The sequence below is a fragment of the Vibrio diazotrophicus genome, assembly GCF_038452265.1.
GTDB classification, from domain to species: domain Bacteria; phylum Pseudomonadota; class Gammaproteobacteria; order Enterobacterales; family Vibrionaceae; genus Vibrio; species Vibrio diazotrophicus.
Window position 1 is genome coordinate 507,927 of sequence record NZ_CP151842.1, and the last position, 26,981, is coordinate 534,907.

18 protein-coding genes are annotated in these 26,981 nt (G+C 45.6%); 10 read left to right on the forward strand and 8 right to left on the reverse strand.

The window, feature by feature from the left end; genetic code table 11:
- Positions 1-8: 8 nt before the first annotated feature.
- From folK to sfsA, 5 genes are all read right to left on the reverse strand, one after another.
- Positions 9-491 (reverse strand): 2-amino-4-hydroxy-6-hydroxymethyldihydropteridine diphosphokinase, encoded by a 483-nt coding sequence (gene folK / locus AAGA51_RS02395; RefSeq protein ID WP_042484496.1) that lies wholly within the window; start codon positions 489-491, stop codon positions 9-11.
- Positions 488-1,849 carry a polynucleotide adenylyltransferase PcnB gene (gene pcnB, locus AAGA51_RS02400; protein WP_042484493.1) on the reverse strand — a complete coding sequence of 454 codons (1,362 nt, stop codon included), beginning with the start codon at positions 1,847-1,849 and terminating at the stop codon, positions 488-490. Before pcnB ends, folK begins: the two co-directional genes overlap by 4 nt.
- An 89-nt stretch (positions 1,850-1,938) precedes the next feature.
- A complete protein-coding gene (gene gluQRS, locus AAGA51_RS02405; protein ID WP_042484490.1) occupies positions 1,939-2,829 on the reverse strand; it encodes a tRNA glutamyl-Q(34) synthetase GluQRS in 891 nt (296 codons plus the stop codon).
- Positions 2,830-2,972: 143 nt separating this feature from the next.
- Positions 2,973-3,419 carry an RNA polymerase-binding protein DksA gene (gene dksA / locus AAGA51_RS02410; protein ID WP_042484487.1) on the reverse strand — a complete coding sequence of 149 codons (447 nt, stop codon included), beginning with the start codon at positions 3,417-3,419 and terminating at the stop codon, positions 2,973-2,975.
- A gap of 125 nt (positions 3,420-3,544) precedes the next feature.
- The gene (gene sfsA / locus AAGA51_RS02415) at positions 3,545-4,300 is read right to left on the reverse strand and encodes a DNA/RNA nuclease SfsA (RefSeq protein WP_042484484.1); all 756 of its coding nucleotides are present in this window, start codon (positions 4,298-4,300) and stop codon (positions 3,545-3,547) included.
- Between the two features lie 74 nt (positions 4,301-4,374).
- Between sfsA and hrpB the strand changes: the two genes are divergently transcribed.
- The 10 genes from hrpB to AAGA51_RS02465 all read left to right on the forward strand — a co-directional run bounded on the left by hrpB (position 4,375) and on the right by AAGA51_RS02465 (position 20,662).
- Positions 4,375-6,858, forward strand: a complete 2,484-nt coding sequence (gene hrpB / locus AAGA51_RS02420; RefSeq protein ID WP_042484481.1) for an ATP-dependent helicase HrpB — start codon at positions 4,375-4,377, stop codon at positions 6,856-6,858.
- Positions 6,855-9,215: a penicillin-binding protein 1B gene (gene mrcB / locus AAGA51_RS02425; RefSeq protein ID WP_042484478.1), complete on the forward strand. Its 2,361-nt coding sequence runs from the start codon at positions 6,855-6,857 to the stop codon at positions 9,213-9,215. Before hrpB ends, mrcB begins: the two co-directional genes overlap by 4 nt.
- A gap of 90 nt (positions 9,216-9,305) precedes the next feature.
- Positions 9,306-11,582 (forward strand): patatin-like phospholipase family protein, encoded by a 2,277-nt coding sequence (locus AAGA51_RS02430; RefSeq protein WP_415679590.1) that lies wholly within the window; start codon positions 9,306-9,308, stop codon positions 11,580-11,582.
- Between the two features lie 243 nt (positions 11,583-11,825).
- The gene (acnB, locus tag AAGA51_RS02435) at positions 11,826-14,423 is read left to right on the forward strand and encodes a bifunctional aconitate hydratase 2/2-methylisocitrate dehydratase (protein WP_042484473.1); all 2,598 of its coding nucleotides are present in this window, start codon (positions 11,826-11,828) and stop codon (positions 14,421-14,423) included.
- A 153-nt stretch (positions 14,424-14,576) separates the two neighbouring features.
- Positions 14,577-14,948, forward strand: coding sequence for a YacL family protein (locus tag AAGA51_RS02440; RefSeq protein ID WP_042484742.1), 372 nt, complete (start codon positions 14,577-14,579; stop codon positions 14,946-14,948).
- Between the two features lie 215 nt (positions 14,949-15,163).
- Positions 15,164-15,502, forward strand: coding sequence for a P-II family nitrogen regulator (locus tag AAGA51_RS02445; protein WP_042484738.1), 339 nt, complete (start codon positions 15,164-15,166; stop codon positions 15,500-15,502).
- Between the two features lie 25 nt (positions 15,503-15,527).
- Positions 15,528-16,757 (forward strand): ammonium transporter, encoded by a 1,230-nt coding sequence (locus AAGA51_RS02450; protein ID WP_042484470.1) that lies wholly within the window; start codon positions 15,528-15,530, stop codon positions 16,755-16,757.
- Positions 16,758-16,899: 142 nt separating this feature from the next.
- Positions 16,900-17,913 (forward strand): Fe(3+) ABC transporter substrate-binding protein, encoded by a 1,014-nt coding sequence (locus AAGA51_RS02455; RefSeq protein ID WP_042484469.1) that lies wholly within the window; start codon positions 16,900-16,902, stop codon positions 17,911-17,913.
- A gap of 95 nt (positions 17,914-18,008) precedes the next feature.
- Positions 18,009-19,634 (forward strand): ABC transporter permease, encoded by a 1,626-nt coding sequence (locus AAGA51_RS02460; protein WP_042484468.1) that lies wholly within the window; start codon positions 18,009-18,011, stop codon positions 19,632-19,634.
- A complete protein-coding gene (locus AAGA51_RS02465) occupies positions 19,634-20,662 on the forward strand; it encodes an ABC transporter ATP-binding protein (protein WP_042484465.1) in 1,029 nt (342 codons plus the stop codon). Before AAGA51_RS02460 ends, AAGA51_RS02465 begins: the two co-directional genes overlap by 1 nt.
- A gap of 299 nt (positions 20,663-20,961) precedes the next feature.
- Here the strand turns inward: AAGA51_RS02465 and AAGA51_RS02470 are convergent, their stop codons facing one another.
- From AAGA51_RS02470 to AAGA51_RS02480, 3 genes are all read right to left on the reverse strand, one after another.
- On the reverse strand, positions 20,962-22,374 hold the full coding sequence (locus AAGA51_RS02470) for a phosphoglucomutase/phosphomannomutase family protein (RefSeq protein WP_042484462.1): 1,413 nt from the start codon (positions 22,372-22,374) through the stop codon (positions 20,962-20,964).
- Between the two features lie 156 nt (positions 22,375-22,530).
- Positions 22,531-24,933 carry a GH36-type glycosyl hydrolase domain-containing protein gene (locus tag AAGA51_RS02475; RefSeq protein ID WP_042484459.1) on the reverse strand — a complete coding sequence of 801 codons (2,403 nt, stop codon included), beginning with the start codon at positions 24,931-24,933 and terminating at the stop codon, positions 22,531-22,533.
- Positions 24,934-25,050: 117 nt separating this feature from the next.
- The gene (locus tag AAGA51_RS02480) at positions 25,051-26,964 is read right to left on the reverse strand and encodes a beta-N-acetylhexosaminidase (RefSeq protein WP_042484734.1); all 1,914 of its coding nucleotides are present in this window, start codon (positions 26,962-26,964) and stop codon (positions 25,051-25,053) included.
- Positions 26,965-26,981 lie beyond the last annotated feature (17 nt).

Consider the following 26,981-nt stretch of genomic DNA (forward strand, 5'->3'; position numbering starts at 1 on the left):
GAGCTTGGCTATCGCCAAATGCTCAGCCCATTGAGCGGAACAGATTTAATTAACTCTTGAAGCGAAGTGCCATCAGGAAGTTGCAGCTCAGGTGCGATTTCTGCAAGTGGATAAAGGACAAATTCTCTGACACGCATGCCGTAGTGGGGTACGGTTAATCGCTCAGAATTGATGGTTTCGTTGCCATAAAGCACGATGTCGAGGTCGAGAGTTCTTGGTCCCCAACGCTCATCTTTACGGACTCGCCCTTGTTCCTGTTCAATCGCCTGAGTGCAATCAAGCAGCTCAAGAGGTGTTAATTCTGTCTCAACTGCAACAACAGCATTGATGTAATCGGGTTGATTTTGCGGACCCATAGGTGTGCTGCTGTACAGTGATGAAGCCGCGATAAAACGCGACTTCGGTAACTTGGTTAGTGCTTCAATAGCATTGTTGGCTTGAGTCACAGGGTCGCTGAGATTACTGCCTACTGCGATATACGCTACTGTCATGCTGCTGGTTTGCTCTTTTTCTTGCGTGTCGATGGACGACGGCGACGAGTACCAGAAGGCTTAGCAACGCTGTCTAGATCGGCCACCATTGCTTGTCGCATAGTACGACCCGCAGTTTGGAACGTTTGCCACCAATCTGCCAGTTGCTTCACTTCACCATCTTCGACTTCACCGCGCATCTCTAGGAAATCGAAACCAGCTCGGAATTTATTCAGTTCCATCAAACGGAAAGCACGTTTACCGTTACGACGAGGTAGACGTAACTGTAGCTGCCAAATTTCACGCATAGTGGCGGTGTGACGGCGAGGAATCGCAATCGACTTAACCACTTCATCAAGAATCTTGTTGCTCGCTTCCATTACCGCATCGTAGAAGTTGAGGTTATGGCTTTCCATCATCTCTTCTGCGAGTTTTACCATCGGATACCAGAAGATTGCGGCAAACATAAAGGCAGGGTTAATGCGTTTGCCTTCTTCAATTCGCAGATCCGTCGAATCAAGCACTAAGTCGAGCATGTGCTCTGCCTGTGATGAGTAATCTTCGGTGAAATGACGCGATATGGTCGGGAATACTTGCTGGAACAGGTTGTACTCACGCATCAGGTGGTATGTTTCCAAACCGTGCCCTGATTGCAGCATTTTCAGCATCTCTTCATAGAGACGAGCAGCAGGAACATCGCGTAATAGTGGTGCCAAATCTTCAATTGGTGCTGCGGTATCTTCTTCGATATCGAAATCCAGTTTTACAGCAAAACGAACCGCGCGAAGCATACGCACAGGATCTTCGCGGTAACGAGTTTCCGGATCACCGATAAGACGAACTAGCCTATCTTCAAGATCTTCCATGCCACCAGCGTAGTCATGGATAGAGTAGTCAGCGATGTTGTAATACATAGCGTTGATAGTGAAGTCACGGCGTTCTGCATCTTCATCAATGGTGCCGTAGACGTTATCACGCAGCAGCATACCAGCTTCTGACTGCACAGCCAGCTGTTTGTTTGTCTCCTGATGATGACCACGGAAAGTGGCAACTTCAATGATGTCACGTCCAAACATGATATGTGCAAGTCGGAAACGGCGACCAATCAAACGACAGTTGCGGAACAACTGACGAATTTCTTCTGGCGTCGCATTGGTAGCGATATCGAAATCTTTTGGTACTTCTTCGAGTAATAAATCTCGAACACCACCACCGACTAGGTAGGCGTCAAAACCCGCACCCTGAAGACGATACAACACCTTTAACGCGTTATCGCTAATCTGCTTACGCGAAATGTTGTGCTCTTGGCGCGTGACGATATTCAAAGCTAAGCTTGGATATATGTGATGTTCGCTTTCTTTTAAGTCGTTGTTATTCATGTATTTTTTACAATGATTGGTGTTGCCTTTTGTGTTGTTCATCTTTTAGATTACAACCCAAACTGGCTGGATTTGCGGCTAATAATAGCTTACAAGGCGTCATTTGAGAATCTTGGTGTGATCTCGATCTGCTGTGGAAGCTGCTCAATATGCCAATTCTTTGTTCCCCAATGGATGATCTCATCAATTCGACCATCAGCGATTTCCTTGGGGAGTTTAAACCCTAAAAACTGCATCGCTTTTATTAGCGTTGGTTTAGGGGTGTTAGGATCGATCGCTGTTGCATGGTTTTGTTTGGATAACTTATTGCCGTTGATGTCCATTGCAAGCGGCAAATGCAGATAGCTTACCGGCGCTTGGTTGAGCGTTTTATACAAGCTGATTTGACGGCCTGTTGGCTCAATCAGATCTGCGCCTCGTACAACCTCTGTGACGCCTTGGTCAATGTCATCAATCACTACTGCTAAGTTATAAGCGTACAAACCATCTCGACGCTTAATAATGAAATCTTCTCTGCTTAGTGCTTCTGGTATTGTCATCTCACCGTGTTTCAGGTCGATGAATGACGCAACCGGATGATCCATCCGTAGTCGCACTGAGCATTCAGAGCGGTTTGTTAACCCTTTACCTCGGCATGTTCCAAGATAGAAGTCACCCGCTGCTTTAATTTGTTTACGCGTGCATTGGCAAAAGTAAGCTTGGCCAGATGCGAGCCATTGATCGATTTGCTGTTGATATAAATGGTGGCGCTGACTCTGATATACAACCTCTCCATCCCACTCTAATCCATACGCCTCTATTGCTTTTAATATAAGGCTGGCGGCGCCGGGCATTTCTCTTGGCGGATCGAGGTCTTCAATTCTTACTAACCACTGGCCAAGTTTCGATTTGGCTTGGAAGTAACTGCCTAAAGCGGCGACTAATGAACCAAAGTGTAATGGCCCAGAAGGAGAAGGGGCGAAACGACCAACGTAACTCATAATGCCTATATTTGCTTAACAAAATGGATAGAAGAAGTGTAAGTATCAAACTTTATGCTGTTATTGGCTATCTTTAGTGACATTTGTGAAAAAATAGCAAAACAAAAAGGGAGCAATTGCTCCCTTCGTGACATCTGTTGGGGTTAACCCATCATCTGTTTTTCTTTGATTTCTGCAAGCGTTTTACAGTCGATACAAAGATCAGCAGTAGGACGAGCTTCCAAGCGACGAATGCCGATTTCAACACCACAAGACTCACAGAAGCCGAAGTCATCTTCTTTTAGTTTGTCGAGTGTCTTTTCAATCTTCTTAATCAAACGACGTTCACGGTCACGATTGCGAAGTTCTAGGCTAAATTCTTCTTCTTGAGAAGCACGGTCAACAGGGTCTGGAAAGTTTGCCGCTTCGTCCTGCATATGGTGAACAGTGCGATCAACTTCTTCCCTGAGCTGGTTGCGCCAAGCTTGTAAAATTTTCGTAAAATGAGCCACTTGCTCTGGTGACATGTACTCTTCACCGGCTTTTTCTTGGTATGGCTCAACACCTGCAATGGCTAGGATGCCTAGCGTTTTCTTTTTGGATTCTGGCATACAGCATCTCCTACTAACACCTAGTCAACTGCTATCGCAGTCAATTTAAGGCGGGTATCTATAGCAAAAAGAAGTAACTGAGGCAAACACTGTTTTACAAAGTTATCGTCAATGTGGAGGTTTCATCAATTTTTTGACGATTGATGGGAAAATTCGACTGCCGATACAAGTTGTATTTCATTGTCTGAAAGTTCTGCTTTGTAGCACAGAACTTCCACGCCCGCTTCTTGTGCCATTGTTAACAATTGTGAATAGTTCGCGTCTATATGGCGAGCTGGTGAGACTTTTTCAATCCCCGAATGTAAAACAGTGAACAAAAGTATGGCTCTGCTCCCATTTTGTGCCATTTCCGACAACTCTCGTAAATGTTTTTGCCCACGAGTGGTAACGGCATCGGGGAAATAGCCTTGTCCAACCCTTTGATTCTCTTCCCCTGTCTCGATATTGCGCTCATCCAAAAGAGTCACGCTTTTCACTTCTACATAACAGTTTGGTTTAGATTCGCTACAGAGCAAGATATCAATGCGACTATTTTCAGCACCATATTTAACTTCTGTGCGTAATTGCTCATAACCTTGCAGTTCTTTAATTGTTCCGTTTTGGATTGCTTCGACCGCAAGTTGGTTTGCTCGCGCGGTGTTGATGCAAATTCGATGGCCTTGTGCTGTTTCTGTCAGTTCCCAACTATTAGGATACTTGCGCTTAAGATTATCGGAGGTTGAATACCAAACTTGGTTTCCAGGTTCAGCACATCCCGTCATCGCACCGGTATTGGCACAATGAATAGTGATTTGCTTTCCATCTTTTAACTCAACATCCGCCAGAAATCGTTTGTAGCGTTTAATTAATGTGGCGCGTTCAAGCGCTGGTGTAAATTGCATCGAGATCCCTGTACTGTTTTTATGTACAATGCTTTGGTTGTTAATCTGGGATATTTAAACATAAGGACATTCTCTTGTCACAGCTGCCGATTCTCGCAGTAATACCTGATTTGCTAGCAGGTGTTGAGCATTCTCCCCAACTGATTTTAAAAGCGGCTCCCGGTGCGGGTAAGTCGACCTATTTCCCACTCGCGTTGCTCAACTCTGGTTTAGTCGACGGGAAAATCATCATGCTTGAACCCAGACGATTGGCGGCGAGAAATATTGCTCGTTACCTGTCCCAACAATTGGGTGAGTCAGTCGGGAAAACTGTCGGTTATCGGGTGAGAGGAGAAACAAAGGTCAGCAGTGATACCCGCTTGGAAGTGGTGACTGAAGGCATCATGACGCGCATGATTCAAAGCGATCCAGAGTTGGATGGCATCGGCGCATTGATCTTTGATGAATTCCACGAGCGGAGCATTCATGCCGATACGGCTTTGGCGCTGAGTTTAGAAGTGCAATCCGTGCTTCGCGACGATCTTAAAATCATCGTGATGTCCGCGACGTTAGATCAAACCGCTCTGCAACAGTTATTACCTTTAGCGGAATATGTTGAGTCACAAGGTCGCGGTTATCCCATCGATGTCCGTTATCAGCCCATTGGCGTTAACGAGCCTTTGGTTCCTGCAATGGCAAAACAAATCAGAACCTTAATGTCTAACGAACAAGGTTCTCTGCTCGCTTTTTTGCCGGGTGCTGCCAGCATCACCGCGTTGGCTGATCAGCTCGGTGATCTTCCAAGTGATGTTGATGTTTGCCCGATTTACGGGCAGATGAGTTTTGCTGAACAGCAAAAGGCGATTTCAGCTGCACCGCAAGGAAAGCGTAAAGTGGTTCTGGCTACCAACATTGCAGAAACATCGCTGACCATTGAAGGTATTCGCATAGTGGTGGATTCTGGTTTGGAACGCGTGGCTCGTTTTGATTTGAAAACCGGAATCACCCGCTTAGAACAGGTTAGGATTGCCCAATCGTCCGCTGAGCAGCGCGCTGGTCGTGCAGGCCGACTAGAGGCGGGTATTTGCGTCCGTTTATATAGTGAAGCCCAGTTTAATCAGCAGCCGAAAGTTTCAGCGCCGGAAATTCTGCAAAGTGACTTAGCACCGCTGATGCTGGAGCTGGCTCAATGGGGTGTTAAAAACGCCAATGAGCTGCAATGGTTAGATTTACCGCCGGCTTCGGCGATGAATCAGGCTTCATCACTGTTGCAATCTTTAGGGCTGATGGATAAGCAAAATCAGTTAACAGCTATGGGTAAAGAGGCGCATCGCTTGGGTGTTGAACCCCGAATTGCAGCCATGTTGCTAAAAGTGGAAAACGAGAATCCCGCACTTTTTAATAGCGCAGTAGCATTAGCCGCGCTGCTTGAAGAGCCTGAAAGACAGATACTCGATTTGCAACACAGTTTGCATCGCTGGCAACTGGGAAGTCATCCTAAATCTAAACCAATGACGCAAAGAGCGAACACCTTAGCCAATAAGCTGGATGCCGTTTTTTCTCTTAGTCAGGTAAAGAGTTCATTGTTGCCTCTGGTCGCTTGTTTAGCTTTTCCAGACCGTATTGCTCAGAAGCGAGGTCAGGGATATGGTCAGTTTTTGCTGGCAAACGGACATGGTGCTTTTATCGATGAGTCACAACCTTTGGCGGGATGTGATTATGTGGTCGCCCTTGATCTTATGCGTTCGCTGGGTTCTTCAAACCAAATAAGCAAGTCCAGCCGGATCTTTTGCGCACTGGATCTGGATATCGATGCTTTGGAATCTCAGTTTGGCTTTTTGTTTGCCACCAGTGAGCAGGTGGATTGGGATGAAAAAGCCGGGCGGCTTGTCGCCGAAGAGCGTTGCTGTTTGGGTGAAGTCGTTATTCGACGTCGGGCCTTACCTGAACCTGATAAACAAAAAATGACGCAAGCCTTGCTTAATTATGTCGAGCGTAAAGGTCTTTCGGTTTTAAACTGGAACGAACAAACCGTGCAGTGGTTGGAACGAGTGCGCTGTGGCATTGAATGGCTCGATGATGAAGAGTGGCCAGCAATGGATGACGCGAGCTTATTAAGCGAGCTAAGAGAGTGGTTAGAGCCTTACTTGATTGGCATTACCTCAGTGAAAGCTTTGCAGAAAGTACCGCTTATTGAAGCACTTAATGCTCGGCTGGGGTGGCCGCTCAATCAGCAGATAGATGAATGGTTGCCGGTTGACCATGTATTGCCAACCGGAACACATAAGAGAATACGTTATCAATGTGGTAAAGAGCCGGTGTTATCGGTTCGAATGCAGGAAGTGTTTGGCGAAAAAACGTCACCCGTTATTGCCAAAGGGCGTCAAGCGATCGTGATGGAACTTCTGTCACCAGCGCAAAGACCATTACAGGTGACGCGCGATCTCGCTGGCTTTTGGGCTGGTGCATATAAAGAAGTGCAAAAAGAGATGAAAGGCCGATACCCGAAACATGTTTGGCCAGACGATCCTGCAAATCACGTTGCAACAACTAAAACAAAACGACAATTGAATTCATGACAAATAAACGCAGTAACCCGAAATCGGAAAGTAAAAGAAAAACGGCGGCTAAACCGTCTTCAAGATCTCGCACTCCGTCAAACAAACCGAACCGCCCTAAGTCTTGGTTAAAGCGGTTGTGGGGGATTGGCTGGAAAGTAGGTGTCGCCGTCATTGCTTTGTTGGTCTTTGCTGGTATTTATCTCGACAGCGTGATTAAGCACCGCTTTGAAGGGCAGCTATTTGATCTGCCTACGGTTGTTTACGCCAGAATTCTGGAGATTGCACCCGGAGACAACTTAAGTATTAAAGAGCTTCGTAATGAGCTTGATGTACTGAACTACAGAAAAGTCGCTAACCCAAGATATGCTGGCGAGTATTCCGCGTCTTCAACACGTATTGAAATGATTCGTCGTCCGTTTGAGTTCTCTGACGGACCAGAGCCAGATCGTCACGTTATGATCAACTTCGATGAAAACGGTGTACAGCGTATCCAGTCATTGGAGCAAAAGGGCGAACTTGGCTATCTGCGCTTAGAACCCAAGATGCTTGGGATGCTTGAGAAAGATGTTCAAGAACAGCGTCTATTTTTACGTCGCGAGCAGTTCCCTGAAGTGATGATCGATGCACTGTTGATCACCGAAGACAGACACTTCTATCAACACGATGGCGTCTCTCCACTAGCCATTGCGCGCGCTATGATGGTGAACCTCAAAGCGGGTCGTACAGTACAAGGTGGCAGTACTCTGACTCAGCAGTTAGCTAAAAATATCTTCTTGTCCAGCGACAGAACCTTGTGGCGTAAGCTGCGTGAAGCGTACATGGCGCTGATCATTGATTACCGTTACAGCAAAGACCGCATTCTGGAAGCGTATCTGAACGAAGTGTATTTAGGTCAGAATGGTAAAGAAGGCGTGCATGGTTTTGGTCTGGCGTCTCGCCTTTATTTTGGTCAGCCGCTGCAAGAACTGCGCATTGATCAACTGGCACTGCTGGTGGGTATGGTCAAAGGTCCTTCCTATTACAACCCAATGCGTTATCCAGAAAGAGCAAAAGAGCGTCGAGACTTAGTTCTGCGTCTGATGATGGATCAAGACATCCTAACCGCTAAGCAGTACGAGCAAGCGGTGACACGTCCGTTAGATGTGCAAAAAGTGGCGCGCATTGCCAGCCGTCAGCCTGCCTATTTCCAGCAGCTTTCTATTGAACTGAATGAAAAACTGGGACGTGATTTTAAATCAGATTCAGGATTGCGTGTTTTCACTTCTCTTGACCCTGTATCGCAAGCCAAACTGGAACAAGCGATCGCGAATAAAGTTCCAGAGTTAGAAAAAACGGCAGGCAAAGATTTGGAAGCCGCAGCGATTGCTGTTGACCGTCATAGTGGTGAAATTCGCGCTATGGTGGGCGGTAAACGAGCGGGCTATGAAGGGTTCAACCGTGCGCTTAATGCGCGAAGACCGATTGGATCTCTGGTGAAGCCAGCGGTTTATCTCACCGCATTGGCTCAGCCTGAAAAATACAATTTAGCGACCACCCTAGTGGATAAACCCATCTCATTAAAAGGCAGTGAAGGCAGCGTTTGGAGCCCAAGAAACTTTGATCGCCAGTATCGCGGTGATGTGCCTTTGTACATGGCTCTGGCTAAATCTTTGAACGTGCCAACGGTGCAATTGGGGATGTCACTGGGTATCGATAAGGTTTCAGATACCTTGCAGCAACTGGGTGTCGATAAAAGTGAAATTCGCCCGGTGCCATCGATGTTGCTTGGTTCATTCTCGCTCTCACCTTATCAGGTGGCACAGATGTATCAGACGTTAACCAACTCAGGTAAAAGAGCACCGATGTCTGCGCTACGTTCGGTATTGGATTTAGAAGGCAATGTTCTCTACCAGTCGATTCCTAAAGTGTATCAAGCTGTCGATCAACAAGCGGCTTGGCTCACCACATACGCCATGAAACGTGGGGTGTTAGAAGGAACAGGACGTTACCTGCAAAACCAGTTTGCTTGGGCTGCGCTTGCAGGAAAAACCGGTACCAGTAATGACAGCCGAGATAGCTGGTTCGTGGGCGTTGATGGCCGAGAAGTTACGACAATCTGGCTCGGACGAGATGACAACAAACCCACGGCTTTAACTGGCTCAAGTGGAGCCCTGCGTGTTTATGCTCAATATCTGCAGTATCGGATTCCAGAGAAACTGATCCTGCCATGGCCGAATGGTGTCACCACGGTGGGTTTTTCGAACAAGAGCAGCGGTGCTCTTGCTCTGGACTGTGGCAACGACTTTAAACTTCCGGTATGGGATCCTAATGGCGACTGGAAAAAGCAGTGTGAAAATCGCCCTGTGGAATGGATAAAAAAACTCTTCCAGTGGTAGAGACCGAAGTTTATAGTATTTTGAATTTTAAGGGATTGAGGGCGTAGTGTGACTTATAAGTTACTCTGTTTTATCTGCTTGGCGAATGTGGTGGCTACGTTTAGCGTTTTCGCTAACGCTGCGGATCCACAAACGGAATCTATTCAAATAGAACAGCCCCAAACCAAGCGTCCTAAAATTGCGTTGGTGCTCGCAGGTGGCGGCGCTAAAGGCGCGGCACATATTGGTGTGCTAAAGGCGCTGGAAGAAATGCACATTCCTGTCGATATTGTGACTGGCACCAGTATGGGGGCTTATGTTGGTGGTTTGTACGCCACGGGTATGAGCGCTTCTGAAATAGAAAGCCTGATTTATAGCGTTGACTGGAACAGTGGTTATCGCGATCGCGTAAGTCGTAGTCAACGTCTTGTGCGCGATAAAGAGTACGAAGACCGTTATCAACTGACAACGGATTTGGGTATCCACTGGTGGGAAGTGCGCGCTCCTAAAGGTGTGGTTCAAGGGCAGAATATGTTACGCATTCTGCGAGTGACCACTGGGAACTTATCTCCGTTTGAATCTTTCAATCAGCTTGCCATTCCTTATCGCGCGGTAGCAACGGATATTGTTGAACTTCAACCTGTGGTGCTCGATAAAGGCTATCTGGTTGACGCCATGATGGCGAGTATGTCCGTTCCCGGCGCCTTACCCCCTTATGAAGTTGATGGACATCTGCTGGTGGACGGTGGCGTCACCAATAACATGCCTGTTGATGTTGCCAGAGAAATGGGCGCGGACATTGTCATCGCGGTAGATATCAGTACCGACTACAAAGCTCAGGAAGACTTTACCAACTTCTTAACCATGGCTGATCAACTGTCAAACTATCTTGTTCGCCGCAGCACTCAAGACCAAGCTGATATGTTGACGGACGACGATGTTTTTCTGAAGCCTCAAGTGGGGCAGATGGAGACCACTGAATTTGATCGTATGCCAGATGCTTTTGAAAAGGGCTATCAGGCAGCCATGGAAAATCAGCAGGTGTTATCTCATTTGTCACTGAGTAGTGCTGAGTATCAGAAATACATTGATGAAAAAGAAGAAAGAAGACGTGAACTGAAACATGGTGATGAAGTTGTTGTCGACAAAGTTATTCTTCATAACAACACTCATTACAGCGATCTATTGCTGCAAAACCTTTTGGATCTTGAAGAAGGTAAAGCATTGACGACCGAAGAAATTGAAGCGCGCGTTGAAAATCTTTATGCATTAGATAGATTTGAACTGGTCAGTTACAAATATCAAGAAAATGAGGGTGATGAAGAGCTGGTCGTCGATGTTAGAGAAAAATCGTGGGGGCCAAACTATGCCAATTTCCGCTTTTTCTTAGAAGACGACTTTACCACTGACAGCCAATATTCGATTGGTATCTCGACTAACTTTACTGATCTGAACTCTAGTGGTGCAGGAGTGATGATTAATTTGGATGGTGGTACGGATAAACGTCTTGAAGCTGAATTTTATTCTCCTTTATTCTCCACTCAAAAAGCATTTACCACTCTGTTAGGTCGCTACACGAACGACAAGCGAAATGTTCCGGTTAGTGGATTTGATGATACTAATTTAGAAGCGAGCAAAAATTATGTACCTGTCTCTTATTTGGAGTGGGTAGCAGAAGCGGCGGTTGGGTATCAGACAGCATTGTGGAATGAAGCGAAAATCGGTATTCGTTACACAGACGGTAGTGCGGAATTGTCAAATTTACCTGATGTTGGTGATGTCTCTTTTAAACGCCAAGGGCTATTTGCTAGTTATCGGGTCGACACCTTAGACAGTTTCAGTTTGCCGACTCAAGGTGTTTATTTTGACTTGGAATTTCTCATTTCTCATGATGATTCCTACTCTAATTCGTCTGTGTTGGAAGACGATGGCGAAGATACTGTGTATGAAATGTCGTCTAAATTCGTCGCCGCAGAGAGCTATAAACGCCATACTTTGGTCGGAAATGCAGAATACGGAATTGTAAAAAGTAAGAACTCTTCCACACCCATTGATCCTAAAACTATTGGTGGATTCTTGAATTTATCCGGCATTCCACGTAACAGTTTGATTGGACAAAACAAAGCGTATACTAGCCTGATTTACCGTTATCGCTGGTTTGACAACGATTTCGGACTCTTCACGTCACCGGTATATCTTGGGGCGTCGATAGAGTACGGAGGCGTTTGGTCTGACCCTGATTTACGTCTACATTCGGCCCCTTTGTATGGTGCAGCGTCTGTGTTTACAGGTGTTGATTCACCAATAGGGCCAATTATGTTCGGTTATGGACGTACAGAGCGCAATTTTGATTCTTTATATTTGATTCTGGGAACAACATTTAAGTAATGCAGTGCAAAGTTTAATGATGAGAATCGTCAAACTTTAGTCTTAAGTTGCTATGTTGGTCAAAATGATGAGATTTTAATTTATCGTTAAATTTGCTATTCTGTCGCCCACAGTTTGGCCTCTAGGGCGCTGTTTCTCAGTCAAATTTGAATGAAAACAAGGGCAACGGAGAGCCAAGTTTCCAAGGATGTTCACTTACATTTTTATAATTATTAGGTGAACCGCAATGAGAGGAAAAAAGTCGTGCTTGAAGCCTACCGTAAACACGTCGAAGAGCGTGCCGCTGAAGGAGTTGTACCTAAACCCCTAGATGCAGAGCAAGTTGCTGGACTTGTTGAACTGTTAAAGAATCCCCCTCAAGGTGAAGAAGAATTCATCCTTGATCTACTTGAGAATCGTATCCCTCCGGGCGTTGATGAAGCTGCTTATGTAAAAGCGGGTTTCCTAACCGCTATCGTGAAAGGGGATGTAACCTCTCCTCTAGTCAGTCGTGCAAAAGCTGCAAAGCTACTAGGCACTATGCAAGGTGGCTACAACATCGAGCCACTGGTTTCACTTCTTGATGATGCGGAGCTTGCATCAATTGCTGCTGAAGCTCTATCTCATACTCTGCTTATGTTTGATGCTTTCTATGATGTAGAAGAGAAAGCAAAAGCAGGCAATGAATTCGCGAAACAAGTCCTTCAATCTTGGGCTGATGCAGAATGGTTCCTGTCTAAACCTGCGCTACAAGAAAAAATCACTCTGACTGTATTTAAAGTGACAGGTGAGACAAACACGGATGATTTGTCACCAGCACCAGATGCATGGTCTCGTCCTGATATTCCTGTACACGCTTTAGCAATGCTGAAAAACGAACGTGACGGCATTAATCCTGATCAACCAGGCAGCATTGGTCCAATTAAGCAAATCGAAGCGCTTAAAGAGAAAGGCCACCAGCTAGTGTACGTTGGTGACGTTGTAGGTACGGGTTCATCTCGTAAATCAGCGACTAACTCTGTGCTTTGGTTCATGGGTGACGACATCCCATTCGTTCCAAACAAACGCGCTGGCGGTTATGTGCTGGGCGGTAAGATTGCTCCAATCTTCTTTAACACTATGGAAGATGCTGGCGCGCTACCAATCGAAGTTGACGTATCGAAAATGAACATGGGTGACGTAATTGACGTTTATCCATTCGAAGGCAAAGTATGTAACCACGAAACTGGTGAAGTACTGGCTACCTTCAAACTAAAAACTGACGTATTGATTGATGAAGTACGTGCTGGCGGTCGTATCCCATTGATCGTTGGTCGTGGTTTAACAGATAAAGCTCGTCAATCTTTAGGCTTGAGCGCATCTGACGTTTTCCGTCGCCCTGTACCTGTTGCTGACAGCGGCAAAGGCTTTACGCTTGCTCAGAAAATGGTGGGTAAAGCGTGTGGCGTAGAAGGTATTCGTCCGGGTACTTACTGTGAACCGAAAATGACAACGGTTGGTTCTCAAGATACGACTGGCCCTATGACTCGTGACGAGCTGAAAGACCTTGCGTGTCTAGGCTTCTCTGCAGACTTAGTTATGCAGTCATTCTGTCATACTTCAGCGTATCCAAAACCAGTTGACGTGAATACTCACCACACACTGCCTGATTTCATCATGAACCGTGGTGGTGTATCACTACGTCCTGGTGATGGTGTTATCCACTCATGGCTAAACCGTATGCTGCTTCCTGATACCGTTGGTACCGGTGGCGACTCACATACTCGTTTCCCATTGGGTATCTCTTTCCCTGCGGGTTCTGGTCTGGTTGCGTTTGCAGCAGCAACAGGCGTTATGCCTCTTGATATGCCAGAGTCTATCTTGGTTCGTTTCAAAGGCGAAATGCAGCCGGGTATCACACTACGTGACCTAGTACATGCCATTCCTTACTACGGCATCAAGCAAGGTCTACTGACTGTAGAGAAAGCAGGTAAGATTAACGAATTCTCTGGTCGCGTACTAGAAATTGAAGGCGTTGAGCACCTAACGGTAGAGCAGGCATTCGAACTTTCAGATGCTTCTGCAGAACGTTCTGCAGCGGGTTGTACAGTGAAACTGTCTCAAGAATCAATCGAAGAGTACCTAAACTCTAACATCACTATGCTTAAGTGGATGATCGCTGAAGGCTACGGTGATGTGCGTACGATTGAACGTCGTATTAAAGCGATGCAAGAGTGGTTATCAAACCCTGAGCTAATGAGTGCAGATAAAGATGCTGAGTACGCTCACGTAATCGAAATCGATCTTGCAGACATCAAAGAACCAATTCTTTGTGCGCCAAACGATCCAGATGATGCTCGTCTTCTATCTGACGTTCAAGGCACTCAAATCGATGAAGTGTTCATTGGTTCATGTATGACAAACATTGGTCACTTCCGTGCGGCAGGTAAACTGCTTGAGAAGTTCAATGGTCAGCTAGAAACGCGTCTATGGGTGGCTCCGCCAACTAAGATGGATCGCGATCAGCTAACTGAAGAAGGTTACTACGGTATCTTTGGCCGTGCTGGGGTTCGTATTGAAACTCCGGGATGTTCACTATGTATGGGTAACCAAGCTCGCGTAGCGGACAAATCAACGGTAATGTCTACGTCAACACGTAACTTCCCGAACCGTCTCGGTACTGGTGCAAACGTGTATCTATCTTCAGCAGAACTTGCGGCTGTTGGTGCAATTCTAGGTCGTATCCCGACTAAAGAAGAGTACCTACAATACGCAGAGCAAATTAACGCAACTGCTGCGGATACATACCGTTACCTAAACTTCCACCGCATGGCGGATTACACCAAGAAAGCTGACACGGTAATTTTCCAAGAGCCGGCATAAGTAACTATTAAAAGTTGTGAATGGAAGGCCGCTTTTTAGCGGCCTTTTTGTATCTGCTGACAATGCCATTTGACATTCTCCTATCGCTTCTCGTCATAAAAAAGCTTGGCAGGTATACTCCAAGCAAAATTAAGTATGCTTGGTATTAATCCCATGGAATTTGAATTTACGAAAAACACCTTAATGGGTGAGTATTACGTTAGCTGCAATATGGAGCACCAGATAGTGGCTCGTTGGTTGCAGGAAGAGATAGGTAAAGATCGCACAAAGATTGAGCAAGTATTTTCGTTACTCGACCAAGTGCACCAAAGTCCAGCAAAAGAGTGGAAACTGGCAGGAAAAGAGATCTCTCTTTCGGTGTTAGGTAGTGAAGTGACCGTGCAGGAAAACGCGCTTGGCTACAGTCATGATATTGAGTTTGAAAGCGAATTTGAGCTTTACGATAGTGAAAGCACCGCAGAATGTGGCTTGGAAGATTTTGAATCAATGATGAGACAGTGGAGTGAATTCATCCAAAACTATTAGTTGACTGACTTTTACAATGTGCACTTAAGTGGTGAAGAATGGCTTTAACGCATTGTTATTGGGAAAGGGTTGCACAATATTTGTGCAACCCTTTCTTTTTTTGGGGTCGACATCAATCTAAATCTATATATATCAATGGTTTGAAAAGTTGGCACGTACCTTGGATTACTAGAATGGGATTAGAGTTAATGGACTACAGCTTCAGAGAGGACGCGATGAAACTCATAAACGCAATCATCAAACCATTCAAACTTGACGATGTACGCGAAGCGCTAGCTGATGTTGGCATCGAAGGGATGACAGTATCAGAAGTAAAAGGCTTCGGTCGTCAGAAAGGTCACACAGAGCTTTACCGTGGTGCGGAATACCAAGTGGATTTCCTACCTAAAGTAAAAATCGAAATCGCTACACAGGCAGACAACGTAGACCGTGTTGTTGAAGCAATCATCAAAGCTGCTCATACAGGCAAAATTGGTGACGGTAAAATATTTGTTTATGACTTAAGTCAAGCTGTTCGTATTCGCACTGGCGAAATGGACATAGAAGCACTATAAGAATCAGGGATTGGAGACAACTATTATGGAACTGTCAGTAACTGTAGCGGAGTTACGCTACGCACTGGATACTTTCTTCTTCTTAATTTCAGGCGCACTAGTAATGTGGATGGCAGCAGGTTTTGCAATGCTGGAAGCAGGTCTGGTTCGTTCAAAAAACACCACTGAAATTCTGACCAAAAACTTTGTGCTTTACGCTATCGCGTGCACTATGTACTTAATCGTTGGTTACAACATCATGTACGTAGATAACGCAGAAGCGGGTTGGTTACCTTCATTCGGTACACTAATCGGCTCTCAAGCTGAAGGCGCTGACCACTCTCTAGAGTCAGATTTCTTCTTCCAAGTAGTATTCGTTGCAACTTCAATGTCTGTAGTATCAGGTGCCGTTGCTGAACGTATGAAGTTATGGGCATTCCTAATCTTCTCTGTTGTTCTAACAGCATTTATCTACCCAATGGAAGGTTACTGGACTTGGGGCGGCGGTTTCCTATCTGAAGCTGGTTTCAGTGACTTCGCAGGTTCTGGTATTGTACACATGGCTGGTGCAGCAGCAGCTTTGGCCGGCGTTATCCTACTAGGTGCTCGTAAAGGTAAATACGGTAAGAATGGTGAGGTTTACCCAATTCCAGGTTCAAACATGCCACTCGCTACTTTAGGTACATTTATCCTATGGTTCGGTTGGTTCGGTTTTAACGGCGGTTCACAGTTGATGGTTTCTGATTTCGAGAACGCAACTGCAGTAGGTCAAATCTTCCTAAACACTAACGCAGCAGCAGCAGCGGGCGCAATTGCAGCACTACTTGTGTGTAAAACAACTTGGGGTAAAGCTGACCTAACTATGGTTCTAAACGGTGCGTTAGCTGGTCTAGTTGCTATCACTGCAGACCCACTATCACCATCACCACTTTACTCTGTGGCTATCGGTGTGGTTGCGGGCGCAATCGTAGTGTTCAGCATTATTGCTCTAGATAAACTAAAAATCGATGATCCAGTGGGTGCTATCTCTGTACACGGTGTGTGTGGTTTCTTCGGCCTAATGGTTGTTCCACTAAGCAACTCAGGTGCATCATTTGGTTCTCAGCTTCTAGGAGCAGTGGTTATCTTCGGTTGGGTATTCGCAGCAAGCCTAGTGGTTTGGGCTATCCTGAAGGCGACAATGGGTATCCGAGTATCTGAAGAAGAAGAGTTAGAAGGCATGGACATGCATGACTGTGGTGTTGAAGCCTATCCAGAGTTCTCAGTAATTAAATAATCAATAATTAGAACTTCGTCTAAAAAACCTGCTCATGTAGCAGGTTTTTTTTATTATTTACGATTGTGTTCCGGAAAAATGCTCAATATAATTTATGTAAATAAAAAACGTTATCATTATCACTACATATTAGGTTTAATTGATGAAAAAGATGCTTACCCTTTCTGCACTTGCATTAAGCACTTTAGCCCCTTCTGTAATGGCTGCTGAAGAAGTGAATGTTTACTCTTACCGCCAACCTTTCCTTATTGAACCAATGTTTAATGAGTTCACCAAAGAAACTGGTATTAAGGTAAACGTGAAGTTTGCAAAAGAAGGTATTGCAGAGAAGTTGGCGCAAGAAGGTGAATACAGCCCTGCTGATATCGTATTGACTTCTGAGTTTAGCCGTCTGTTTGAACTGTCTGATAAGAAATTAACTCAGCCAGTGAACAGCTCTGTCATTGATGAAAACATTCCTGCTCAATACCGTGATAGCAACGATGAGTGGTTTGCACTCACCATTCGTACTCGTAGTGTGTACTCTTCACGTGATCGCGTTGGTAAATTGGGCGACGACTTTAACTATCTTGATTTAGCAAAGCCTGAGTATAAAGGTAAAATTTGTACTCGTAGCGGTAAGCACCCATACAACATCGCTTTAGTTGCATCTATGGTTGCTAACTACGGTGAAGCAGACACCAAAACTTGGTTGGAAGGTTTGAAAGCGAACCTTGCTCGTAAACCTCAAGGTAACGACCGTGATCAAGTGCGTGCAATTAAAGAAGGACTATGTGATCTTTCTTTAGGTAATAGCTACTACTTGGGTAAAATGCTTCAAGATAAAGAGCAAAAAACTTGGGCTGAGTCAGTATACATCAACTTCCCAGGTCAAAATGCGCAAGGTACACACGTAAATGTGAGCGGTATGGCTATGGCTAAATACGCTCCAAACCGTGACAATGCTTTGAAACTGATGGAATTTTTGACGGGTGAAACAGCTCAGCATATGTATGCAGAAGTGAACTTCGAATACCCTGTGAAACCAGGCGTGAAGCGTTCTGAACTTGTAGCATCTTGGGGTGATTTTAAGTCTGATTCACTACCTTTAGAAGAAATTGCTGACAACCATACGGTAGCCATCAAGCTGCTGGATGAAGTAAAATTCGATCTTTAGTTTTTTAGGGGGAGTATTTCCCCCTTCTTTTAAAAGCGATATGAGATGTCTTTGCACCTGTTTATGCATCTCAAATTGTCTTGTTGTAATAGGCAATGAAAGAAAAACATCTTGTATGGAAAACCAGTAGTGTTGTTTTGGCAGCACTACTGGTTTTGCCGATCTTAGCCATATTTTTTACCGCTGTTGGCCACACGGATGACGTCTTCGCTCATCTGATGGCAACAGTGATGCCCACCTATGCTCAAAATACCATTGTTCTTGTCGTCAGTGTGATGGCTTTATCTCTGCTATTTGGGATACCAAGTGCATGGATTATGGCAATGTGTAAGATTCCCGGAGAAAAAGTTCTTCAATGGGCTTTGGTGCTCCCTTTAGCCATTCCCGGCTATATTGTTGGCTATATTTTTACTGGCTGGTTTGACTATGCCGGCCCAGTACAAGTGTGGTTAAGAGAGTTAACCGGTTGGCAAGCCGGAGAGTATTGGTTTCCTGATATCCGCAGTTTAACCGGAGCCAGCCTTGTGCTGGCTTTAGTGCTTTATCCTTACGTCTATTTATTGTGCCGAGCAACGTTTATGGAGCAAAACGTTTCTCTACTACAGTCAGCGCGACTGCTCAAATGCACGCCATGGGAAAGCTTTAGACGCATCTCTCTACCGTTGGCTCGTCCCTCTATTGCGGTCGCTTTATCGCTGGTGGCAATGGAGACTATCGGTGATTTCGGTACGGTTAATTACTTTGCTATCAGCACATTAACCACTGCGGTATATGACACTTGGTTAAACTATTCCAACCTTAATGCCGCCGCTAAAATTTCAGCCATTATGTTGGTAATAGTGCTGCTATTGCTTAGCGCTGAACGTTATAGCCGACGCAAGCAGAAGCTTTACCAGACTCAGTTTAATAGCCATGAAGATTTCCGTTACGATTTGAGCGGATGGAAAAAATGGCTTGCCCTGTTCTGGTGTTGGGGATTAGTCGCAACAGCTTTCATTTTTCCTCTGATGCAGCTGATCAGCTACGCTTATACCTACTTTGAGCAGAGTTGGACTGAAGAATTTCGCCAATATGCGTTTAATAGTTTGAAAGTGTCGCTAACAGCGGCGATTGTTGCTGTTAGCGTTGCTTTGGTTCTTAATTTCTATGCCCGCCTAAAACAGAATCGAACCAGTGTTGCTTTGATGCGTTTATCTTCTATGGGGTATGCAGTTCCGGGAACTGTACTCGCTATCGGCGTAATGGTTCCGGTATTAACGCTAGACCACACTGTCAACGATATCGCTAAAGCGATGCAGTGGGGCAGACCGGGGCTGATATTCTCTGGCACAATGTTTGCGATTATTTTCGCCATGCTGGTACGTTTCTCTGCTGTTGCGATTGGCAGTATAGAAAGCAGTCTAAATAAAGTCTCCCCATCACTGGATATGGCCGCCCGTACAATGGGATGCCAGTCAAACAGTATGTTGTGGCGAGTGCATTTCCCACTGGTACGTCGTGGAGCTCTGATTGCTGGTTTGCTGGTGTTTATTGAGTCGATGAAAGAACTCAATGCTTCTCTGTTACTCCGTCCATTCAACTTTGAAACGCTGGCTACCTATGTCTATAACTATGCTTCTGATGAGCATTTAGAACTTGCCGCTTTGCCAGCCGTATTATTGGTTCTGGTTGGTTTAATCCCACTTGTAATTGTTAACCGTTCTCTGGAGCAAAATCACTGATGAGCTGCGCACTTTCCATTCAAGACCTCACTTGTCAGTACGACACTCAAACGGTACTGGAGTCTCTATCGCTTGAAGTTGATAAAGGTGAGATTGTTTGCTTACTTGGGGCAAGTGGTTGTGGCAAAACAACACTGCTTAAAGCGATTGCAGGACTACTGCCTTTAACTTCAGGACATATGAGCCTAAATTGCGTGACCATCGATGATGGATCTAATTGGCTTGCGCCAGAAAAGCGCAATATTGGTATGATTTTCCAAGATTACGCGCTATTTCCACATCTAACCGTTGAAGAGAATGTTGGCTTTGGGTTGCGAACCTTATCTGCGGTTGAACGTAACAGCAAAGTTCAGGAGATGTTGGATCTGGTCCATCTTAGCTCATTTGGTGACCGTTACCCTCATCAGCTTTCTGGTGGACAACAGCAACGTGTAGCCATTGCTCGTTCGCTGGCTTACAAACCGGATCTTCTTTTACTTGATGAACCGTTTTCCAATATCGATACTCAAGTACGTCACGATTTGATCGCAGAGATTCGTAAAATCTTCAAAAAGCAGGGCGTGACAGCGATTTTCGTCACTCACTCTCGAGAAGAAGCCTTTGCCTTTGCCGATAAAATGGCCGTGATGAATCACGGTGTCATTGAACAGTTTGGCACTGCCTCTGAGCTCTACTATCAGCCTTCAAGCAAGTTCGTTGCGGATTTTCTTGGTGGTGGTAGCTATCTGCCAGCGACTCGTAATACACAAGGTCTGTTCGACACGGCTCTTGGAACTTTGGAAGCGCAAGTTCAGACTGAAATTGCGGTTGGCGGCTGCTGTGAATTATTGCTACGTCCTCAACAAATATTGATTCAGTCTTCAGATAAAGGTGAAGTCACCGTTCTAGAGCAGCAATTTATGGGCGACCACTGTCGTTACGTGATTGATGTGCACGGTACTAAACTTCTTGCGACGTCAGCTCAGGCTATTTCGGTAGGGCAGAAAGTAGTAGTGGAGATTGATGAGCAGGGTATTCTCGCATTCTGATCCTCTTCGTATTTGACGCTGCAGCGTTGTTGGCTGCCTTCGTAAACCCCAATCACATAGCGACCTATGCTCATGGGGATTCACTCACTTGCCGCCTAGCTGCAACGCCAACTACTTTGAGGAATACTAACTAAGTTACTCGATATTTGACGTTGTAGTGTTGTTGACTGTAGTTGTGCGGTGAATGAAAGTGGAGATGATTACGCAAACCGCTCAAGACTTCCTGTTCGCTTAGACAAGGGCATCCATGCCTTTGTCTATTTGCTTCATCATAACCACTTTGATTATTTTAAGATTTCTTACAAAGACAAAAACGTCTTCATTTGTAGCAGAACACGCTCAGCGGTGGGTTTGTCTTCCATCTCTGCGAAAATACGCAACAAAGGTTCAGTACCTGAGAAGCGGGCAATAACCCAACCACCATTTTTGAAATAGACTTTTGCACCATCTTCGTAGCTGACTTTTTCAATTTCAAACTCAAAGTCTGGCAATTGTTTCTCAACATAGATTTTGTTGTACAGTGCTTGCTTCTCTGAAGCTTTAAATTTGCAGTCACCTTCAGCGGTATAGGCGTAGCCATAACGAGCGTAGATTTCGTCCAGCATTTCAGACAGTTTCTTGCCTGTTACGCTGATCATTTCCACCAGCAGGCTGGAAGCAAACACGCCATCTTTACCTTTGATATGGCCGCGAATGGTTAAACCGCCAGAGCTTTCGCCGCCTAACAGTGAATCATCAGCTTCCATTTGCGAGCTAATATGCTTAAAGCCTACAGGAACCTCAAAGCTCTTTTCGTTGTGATCTGCGGCGATTTTATCGAGCAGATGAGTGGTTGCGATGTTACGTACCACTGAGCCTTTCCAGCCCTTGTATTCAAGCAGGTAGTAGTACAGCAGCATCAAAACTTCATTAGGGTGAATGAAATTACCTTTCTCATCAATAATGCCAAGGCGGTCAGCATCACCATCGGTACCAATACCAATATCGTAGCCTTCGTCTTTAACCAGATGCTGCAAGCGATACAAGGTCGTTGCGTTTGGTGATGGCATCAAACCTCCGAAGTCGGGGTTTTTACCATCGTTAATCACATCCACATCACAACGGCCATTGATCAATACTGTTTGCAGCGCATTTTTCGCCACGCCAAACATAGGATCGATCAATACGCGCAAGTTGGCTTTTTTGATCGCTTCAATGTCGATAAAGTCGATGATCGAATCCACGAACTCATTCATTGGGTTGATCGCAATAATCTGTTTTTCCTGAATCGCTTGATCAAATTCAATGGATGTTACGTCACTTAACATCAGTGTCGAGATCTGCTGTTCGATCTTCTTCGTGATAATTTCATCGGCATCGCGGCCGCCACGGATAAATACTTTTACGCCATTGTAATCAGCAGGGTTGTGAGAGGCGGTAATACACGCAGAGTAAGCACAGTCGAGCTGCTTTGCCTTATACATCACTACAGGTGTCGGCACGAATTTGTCGATAAAGCTGACGGTAATTCCGTTGCCAGCCAACACTTCTGCAAACCACTTTGCGGCTTTGTCGGAAAGGAAACGGCGGTCATAGCCAATTACAAAACCTTCATTTGCCACATTTTCACTATTGATGATATTGGCTAACGCCTGGGCGACTAAACGCACGTTGTCTTTGGTGAACTCTTCACCAATGAATGCGCGCCAGCCACCAGTACCAAATTGAATCATGTTCTGTTCTCCTTATTGGACTTGCTTAGAGCGGATATTGAACACAAACACGCATTTATTTGTTCATAAACAAGCGTCCATGGAGCTTCGATGTGCCATCCATGGCACATAGAGTTTGTTTATCAATATCCACTTACGCTGAACGCAAAGTGCGTACTAGCCCATTACTACTGTTATTTGGTTAACGCTGCCTTGTGGTTGAGCGTTGATTGCATCAACCTGCTCACCATTCACCGTTATTGACTTAACGCCTTTGCTTACACCATTCGGGTTTAGCACTTTGATCTGGTAAGTTGCGCCGCGCCATTGACGAGTCACTTCAAATTCCGGCCATGAGGTTGGAATACAAGGGTCAACAATTAAGGTATCAAAGCCAGTACGCACACCTAGGATGTAGTTAGTCGCTGCATAGTAAGCCCAGCCTGATGTTCCGGTTAACCATGGGTGGTTTGCTCGACCATGATCCTGATGATCGCGTCCCATAATGAACTGCACATAGGAGTAAGGCTCAGTAACGCGAGTCTCAATCATATCGTTCTGGTTATATGGGTTAAGAGCGTCATAGAATTCCATCGCTCTGTCACCACGGCCTAATTTCGCCTCTGCTACCCAAGCCCAAGGGTTTGGATGAGAGAAAATCGCGCCGTTTTCTTTTACGCCCTGATAAACACGAGTCACAAAACCGATGTCATCATTCGGAGTAGCGAATGATGGCGCATTCAGGTGTAAGCCGTATGGTGAGAACAGGTATTTGTAGACTGCATCCATGGCCTTTTCACCGCGCTCTTGAGAAACCGCGCCTGATAAAACGGCCAGAGAGTTGGACTCAAGATGCACTTTGCCTTCTACCTGTTCAAAGGTGCCGATCTTGTCGCCATCTTTGGTGAGACCACGGATATACCACTCGCCTTGTCCATCCCATAAGTGGGTTTCACAAGCATCGCGTACACCGTCAGCCATTGCTTGGTATTTTCTTAACGCCTCGCTATCGTTGCGGTAGTTGGCTAATTCAAGGAACGCTTCCAAAGCCCAGAAATGAAGGAAAGAAACCATTGCTGATTCACCACCGCCTAAGTTCAGACAATCATTCCAGTCAGCGCGCAGGCCTTTACAAATCCCCGTTTGTCCGACGTATTCGGCTGAGAAATCCAGAGCTGCCATCATGTGTTGGTAAACCGTTGCGTTACCACCATCAGCATAAGGGATCACTTCATCAATAAAGCCGAAATCACCCGTCTCTTTTACGTAGTTAAGAATGGTTGGCACTATCCATAGATGATCGTCAGAGCAGGTATCTTTAATGCCGTGGATCTTATCTTCGTCAGAAGGTGTTGGAACGACAGTCGGTGATTTTGAAGGTTTTACATCGGCTTTTTCTGGATCAAACCAGTCTGGATCGAACAGGTGTAAACCGTAGCCCGCTTTCACTTGCCCACGCAGAAGATCCACTAAACGTTTACGAGTCATCGCTGGGTTCGTATGCGGTACCGAAATCGCATCTTGCGCAGTATCACGATAGCCAAGACCAGTACGCCCACCCACTTCAATGAAAGAGGCGAAGCGTGACCAAACCACACAGGTTTCTGCTTGATAGAGCGTCCAAGCGTTCAGCATAGTATCCAAGCCTGCATTCGGAGACTTCACTTGGAACTTACTGCAACGTTCATCCCAGTGTTGTTTGATACCTGCAAAGGCTTTATCCACTTCGTTCAGGTCTTGGTATTTAGCTCTAAGTTTCTCGCCATTACCTTTGCCGACACCGAGTATGACTGCAAAGCGTACTTTCTCGCCCGGTTGTAGTGTGAATTGCTTATGTAAAGCACCGCAGTGGTTGTAACAGGTTTGTGTGCGGTTAGAACACTGTCCCTTTTCAACAGCGATTGGGTTAGCTTCGTCACGGTACATACCTAAGAAGGTATCTCGTTGTCCGTCATAGCTGTCAGCATCGAACGTTGCAGTTAGGTAGTAGTAACCAAGGAGGTCGTCAGTGTTGTAGTAAAGATCGTACTCAATGACGCCATCTTTGTAGTCTGTACCCGCAGAGTAAAGGGACATCTGATGGTTCTGATTGTCCGAAGCAATATGACTGAAAGAGAACTCTACATAGTTAAATGCACTGATGGTACGAGGACGATCAGAGGTGTTTTCAATCACAACATCCCAAATTTCCGCATCTTCACCTTTAGGTACAAACAGCGTTTTGCTTGCGACAATGCCGTTGTAGTCACATTTAAATTTTGAGTATGACAAGCCGTGGCGAACTTCGTAGTTGGCTTGCTCTAAACTTTTTGCTACTGGCTGCCAAGAAACAGACCAGAAATCACCAGTTTCGTCGTCACGCAGATAAACATAGTGACCCGGACGATCTTGGGTAAAGTTAGGACGGAATTTGGTGACTCGGTTGTACTCAGGTGAGTGATAAAACGAGTAGCCACCTGCGTTGTGAGAGATAACGCTGCAGAATTTCTCCGTTCCCAAATAGTTGGTCCATGGCGCAGGTACGTCTGGACGTGTGATGACGTATTCACGATTATCGTTATCGAAATAGCCGTATTTCATGGTGATTTCCTTTTTCTAAAACTGCGAATAACGCAGTCAATGTCGATGCTAGCGAACTTGAATATGTACTTACTTCCATCTCATGCTTTGGCATGGGAATGGCAAAAATGAATAACGTTATTTCCAAGGAGATCGATAGTGGATCTCCTGTTTATCCAGCAATGGTAAGTGCCCTTTGAGGCGAGCCAGATAATCAGGCCAGTCACGTAATGAATTCTGTGTCCATCCTGCTTCCGCTAATGCGGTGAGGCGAGGGTAGAGCATGTAGTCCATACGAGATTGGTCATTGATAATTTCGCACCACAGTGCGCTTTGCATGCCTAAGATGCGTTTGCGAATCGGGTGGTCGGCAGGAACTTCAGCCAAAGGTTCGTAGCTGTATGCGCGTTCCAATGGTGTGACGCCAGCCCAGGCAACACCGGGTTCTTCTGGTGCATAGTCCTGAACAATATCGAGATAGGTGTACTGACCCGGTTGCAAGATGACATCAAAACCTTGCTTGGCGCAGTCCAGTGCTGCTTGTTCCGAAAGCCAAGAATAGATAACCGTGTCTTTACTGACTTTGTTGCCATGTTGCGCCTCTTCCCAGCCCACCATACGTTTGCCTAAAGAACGTAATTTTTTCTCAACGTAGCGCAGTAAGTGACCTTGCAGCTCTTTGGCATCTTCATAACCATGTTCCGCCATTAATGCCTGACATTTTGGGCTGTTAATCCATACGCCATCAGGGACTTCATCAGCGCCGATATGGAAAAAGTGACTTGGGAACAGAGCGGCGACTTCTTCCAAAACAAGATCCAAAAAGCGATACGTTTCAGGAAGGGCTGGTGATAAAACGTTGTCGCTATAGTTTTGGATACTGCGATATTCAGAGCGATCTTCAGTATCTAACAGCCATTCAGACAGCGAACGGATCGCAGCGCGACAGTGACCCGGAATATCGATCTCTGGAATAACTGTGATTCCTCGATCTTCGGCATAAGCGATCACTTGCTTGATCTCTTCTTGGGTGTAATAGCCACCGTGCTGATCGGTGACAGTACTGAACTGCGGGCCAATCTCTTTGTCTACACCACGCCAAGCGCCGATATTAGTCAGTTGAGGCAGTGATTTGATCTCAATGCGCCAGCCTTCATCATCGGTGAGATGCCAGTGAAAAGTACTGAACTTGTAGTGAGCCAACTGATTGATCAGACGCTTTACGCGTTCAACCGGATGAAAATGACGAGCGCAGTCGAGCATCATGCCGCGATATTTGAATCGTGGTGCATCGCTGATTTTGACGCACGGAACAACCAAGCCGTCTTGTGTGCGTTTAATGAGTTGCAACAGTGTCGCCGAAGCGTGCACAAAACCCACGTGACCGCTGGATTCTAAGAGTATGCCTTTGGCATTAACGGTCAGGTGATAGTGTTCTTCATCCAAAATTGGGTTGCTCTGATAGACAATATCCGCATTGCCAATTGGTTGAGGTTCAAATTCATAAAGATGTTTGAGTTCTTGTTGCAGCCAAGAGGCAGCTTGTTCTGCATTAGCAGAGTGCAGTGTAATCTGGCTGGTGGAGGCTAAAACATAATGTCCGGCCAGCTTTTCAACCTTGTTCGGTTTAGGGATCAAACATAACTCTGCGTCTTCTGTCGCAGGGATCTCACTACGTTCTTGATACGGAGAAGCCAGAACAATCGGAGTGACAGCGACATCGTAGCGAACCGTTGCTTCAGTATGATTGAGCTGTACAAACGCCTCTTTAATTCCGTCACTGTAAAAGCGGAACGGTGCTGTTTTTATGCGAAATTCACAGTAATAGTGACCATTAGCTGGCAATACCGCTTGATGCGGTAATAGGCTGCAGAAGCTGCCTACCTGATGGAGTTCGCCGTTGGAGACACTGTCAGGCTGGATAAAGCGATCCATGATGAAATGCAATGACCAATCACTTAGATCTTGCTCACTTAAGTTGTGTAGTGTCAGGCCAAATCGGCAATCATTTTTCTGTTCTGAAAGTACAGCAAAGTCAATTCGATAGTTCATCATTAACCCTTAATAGA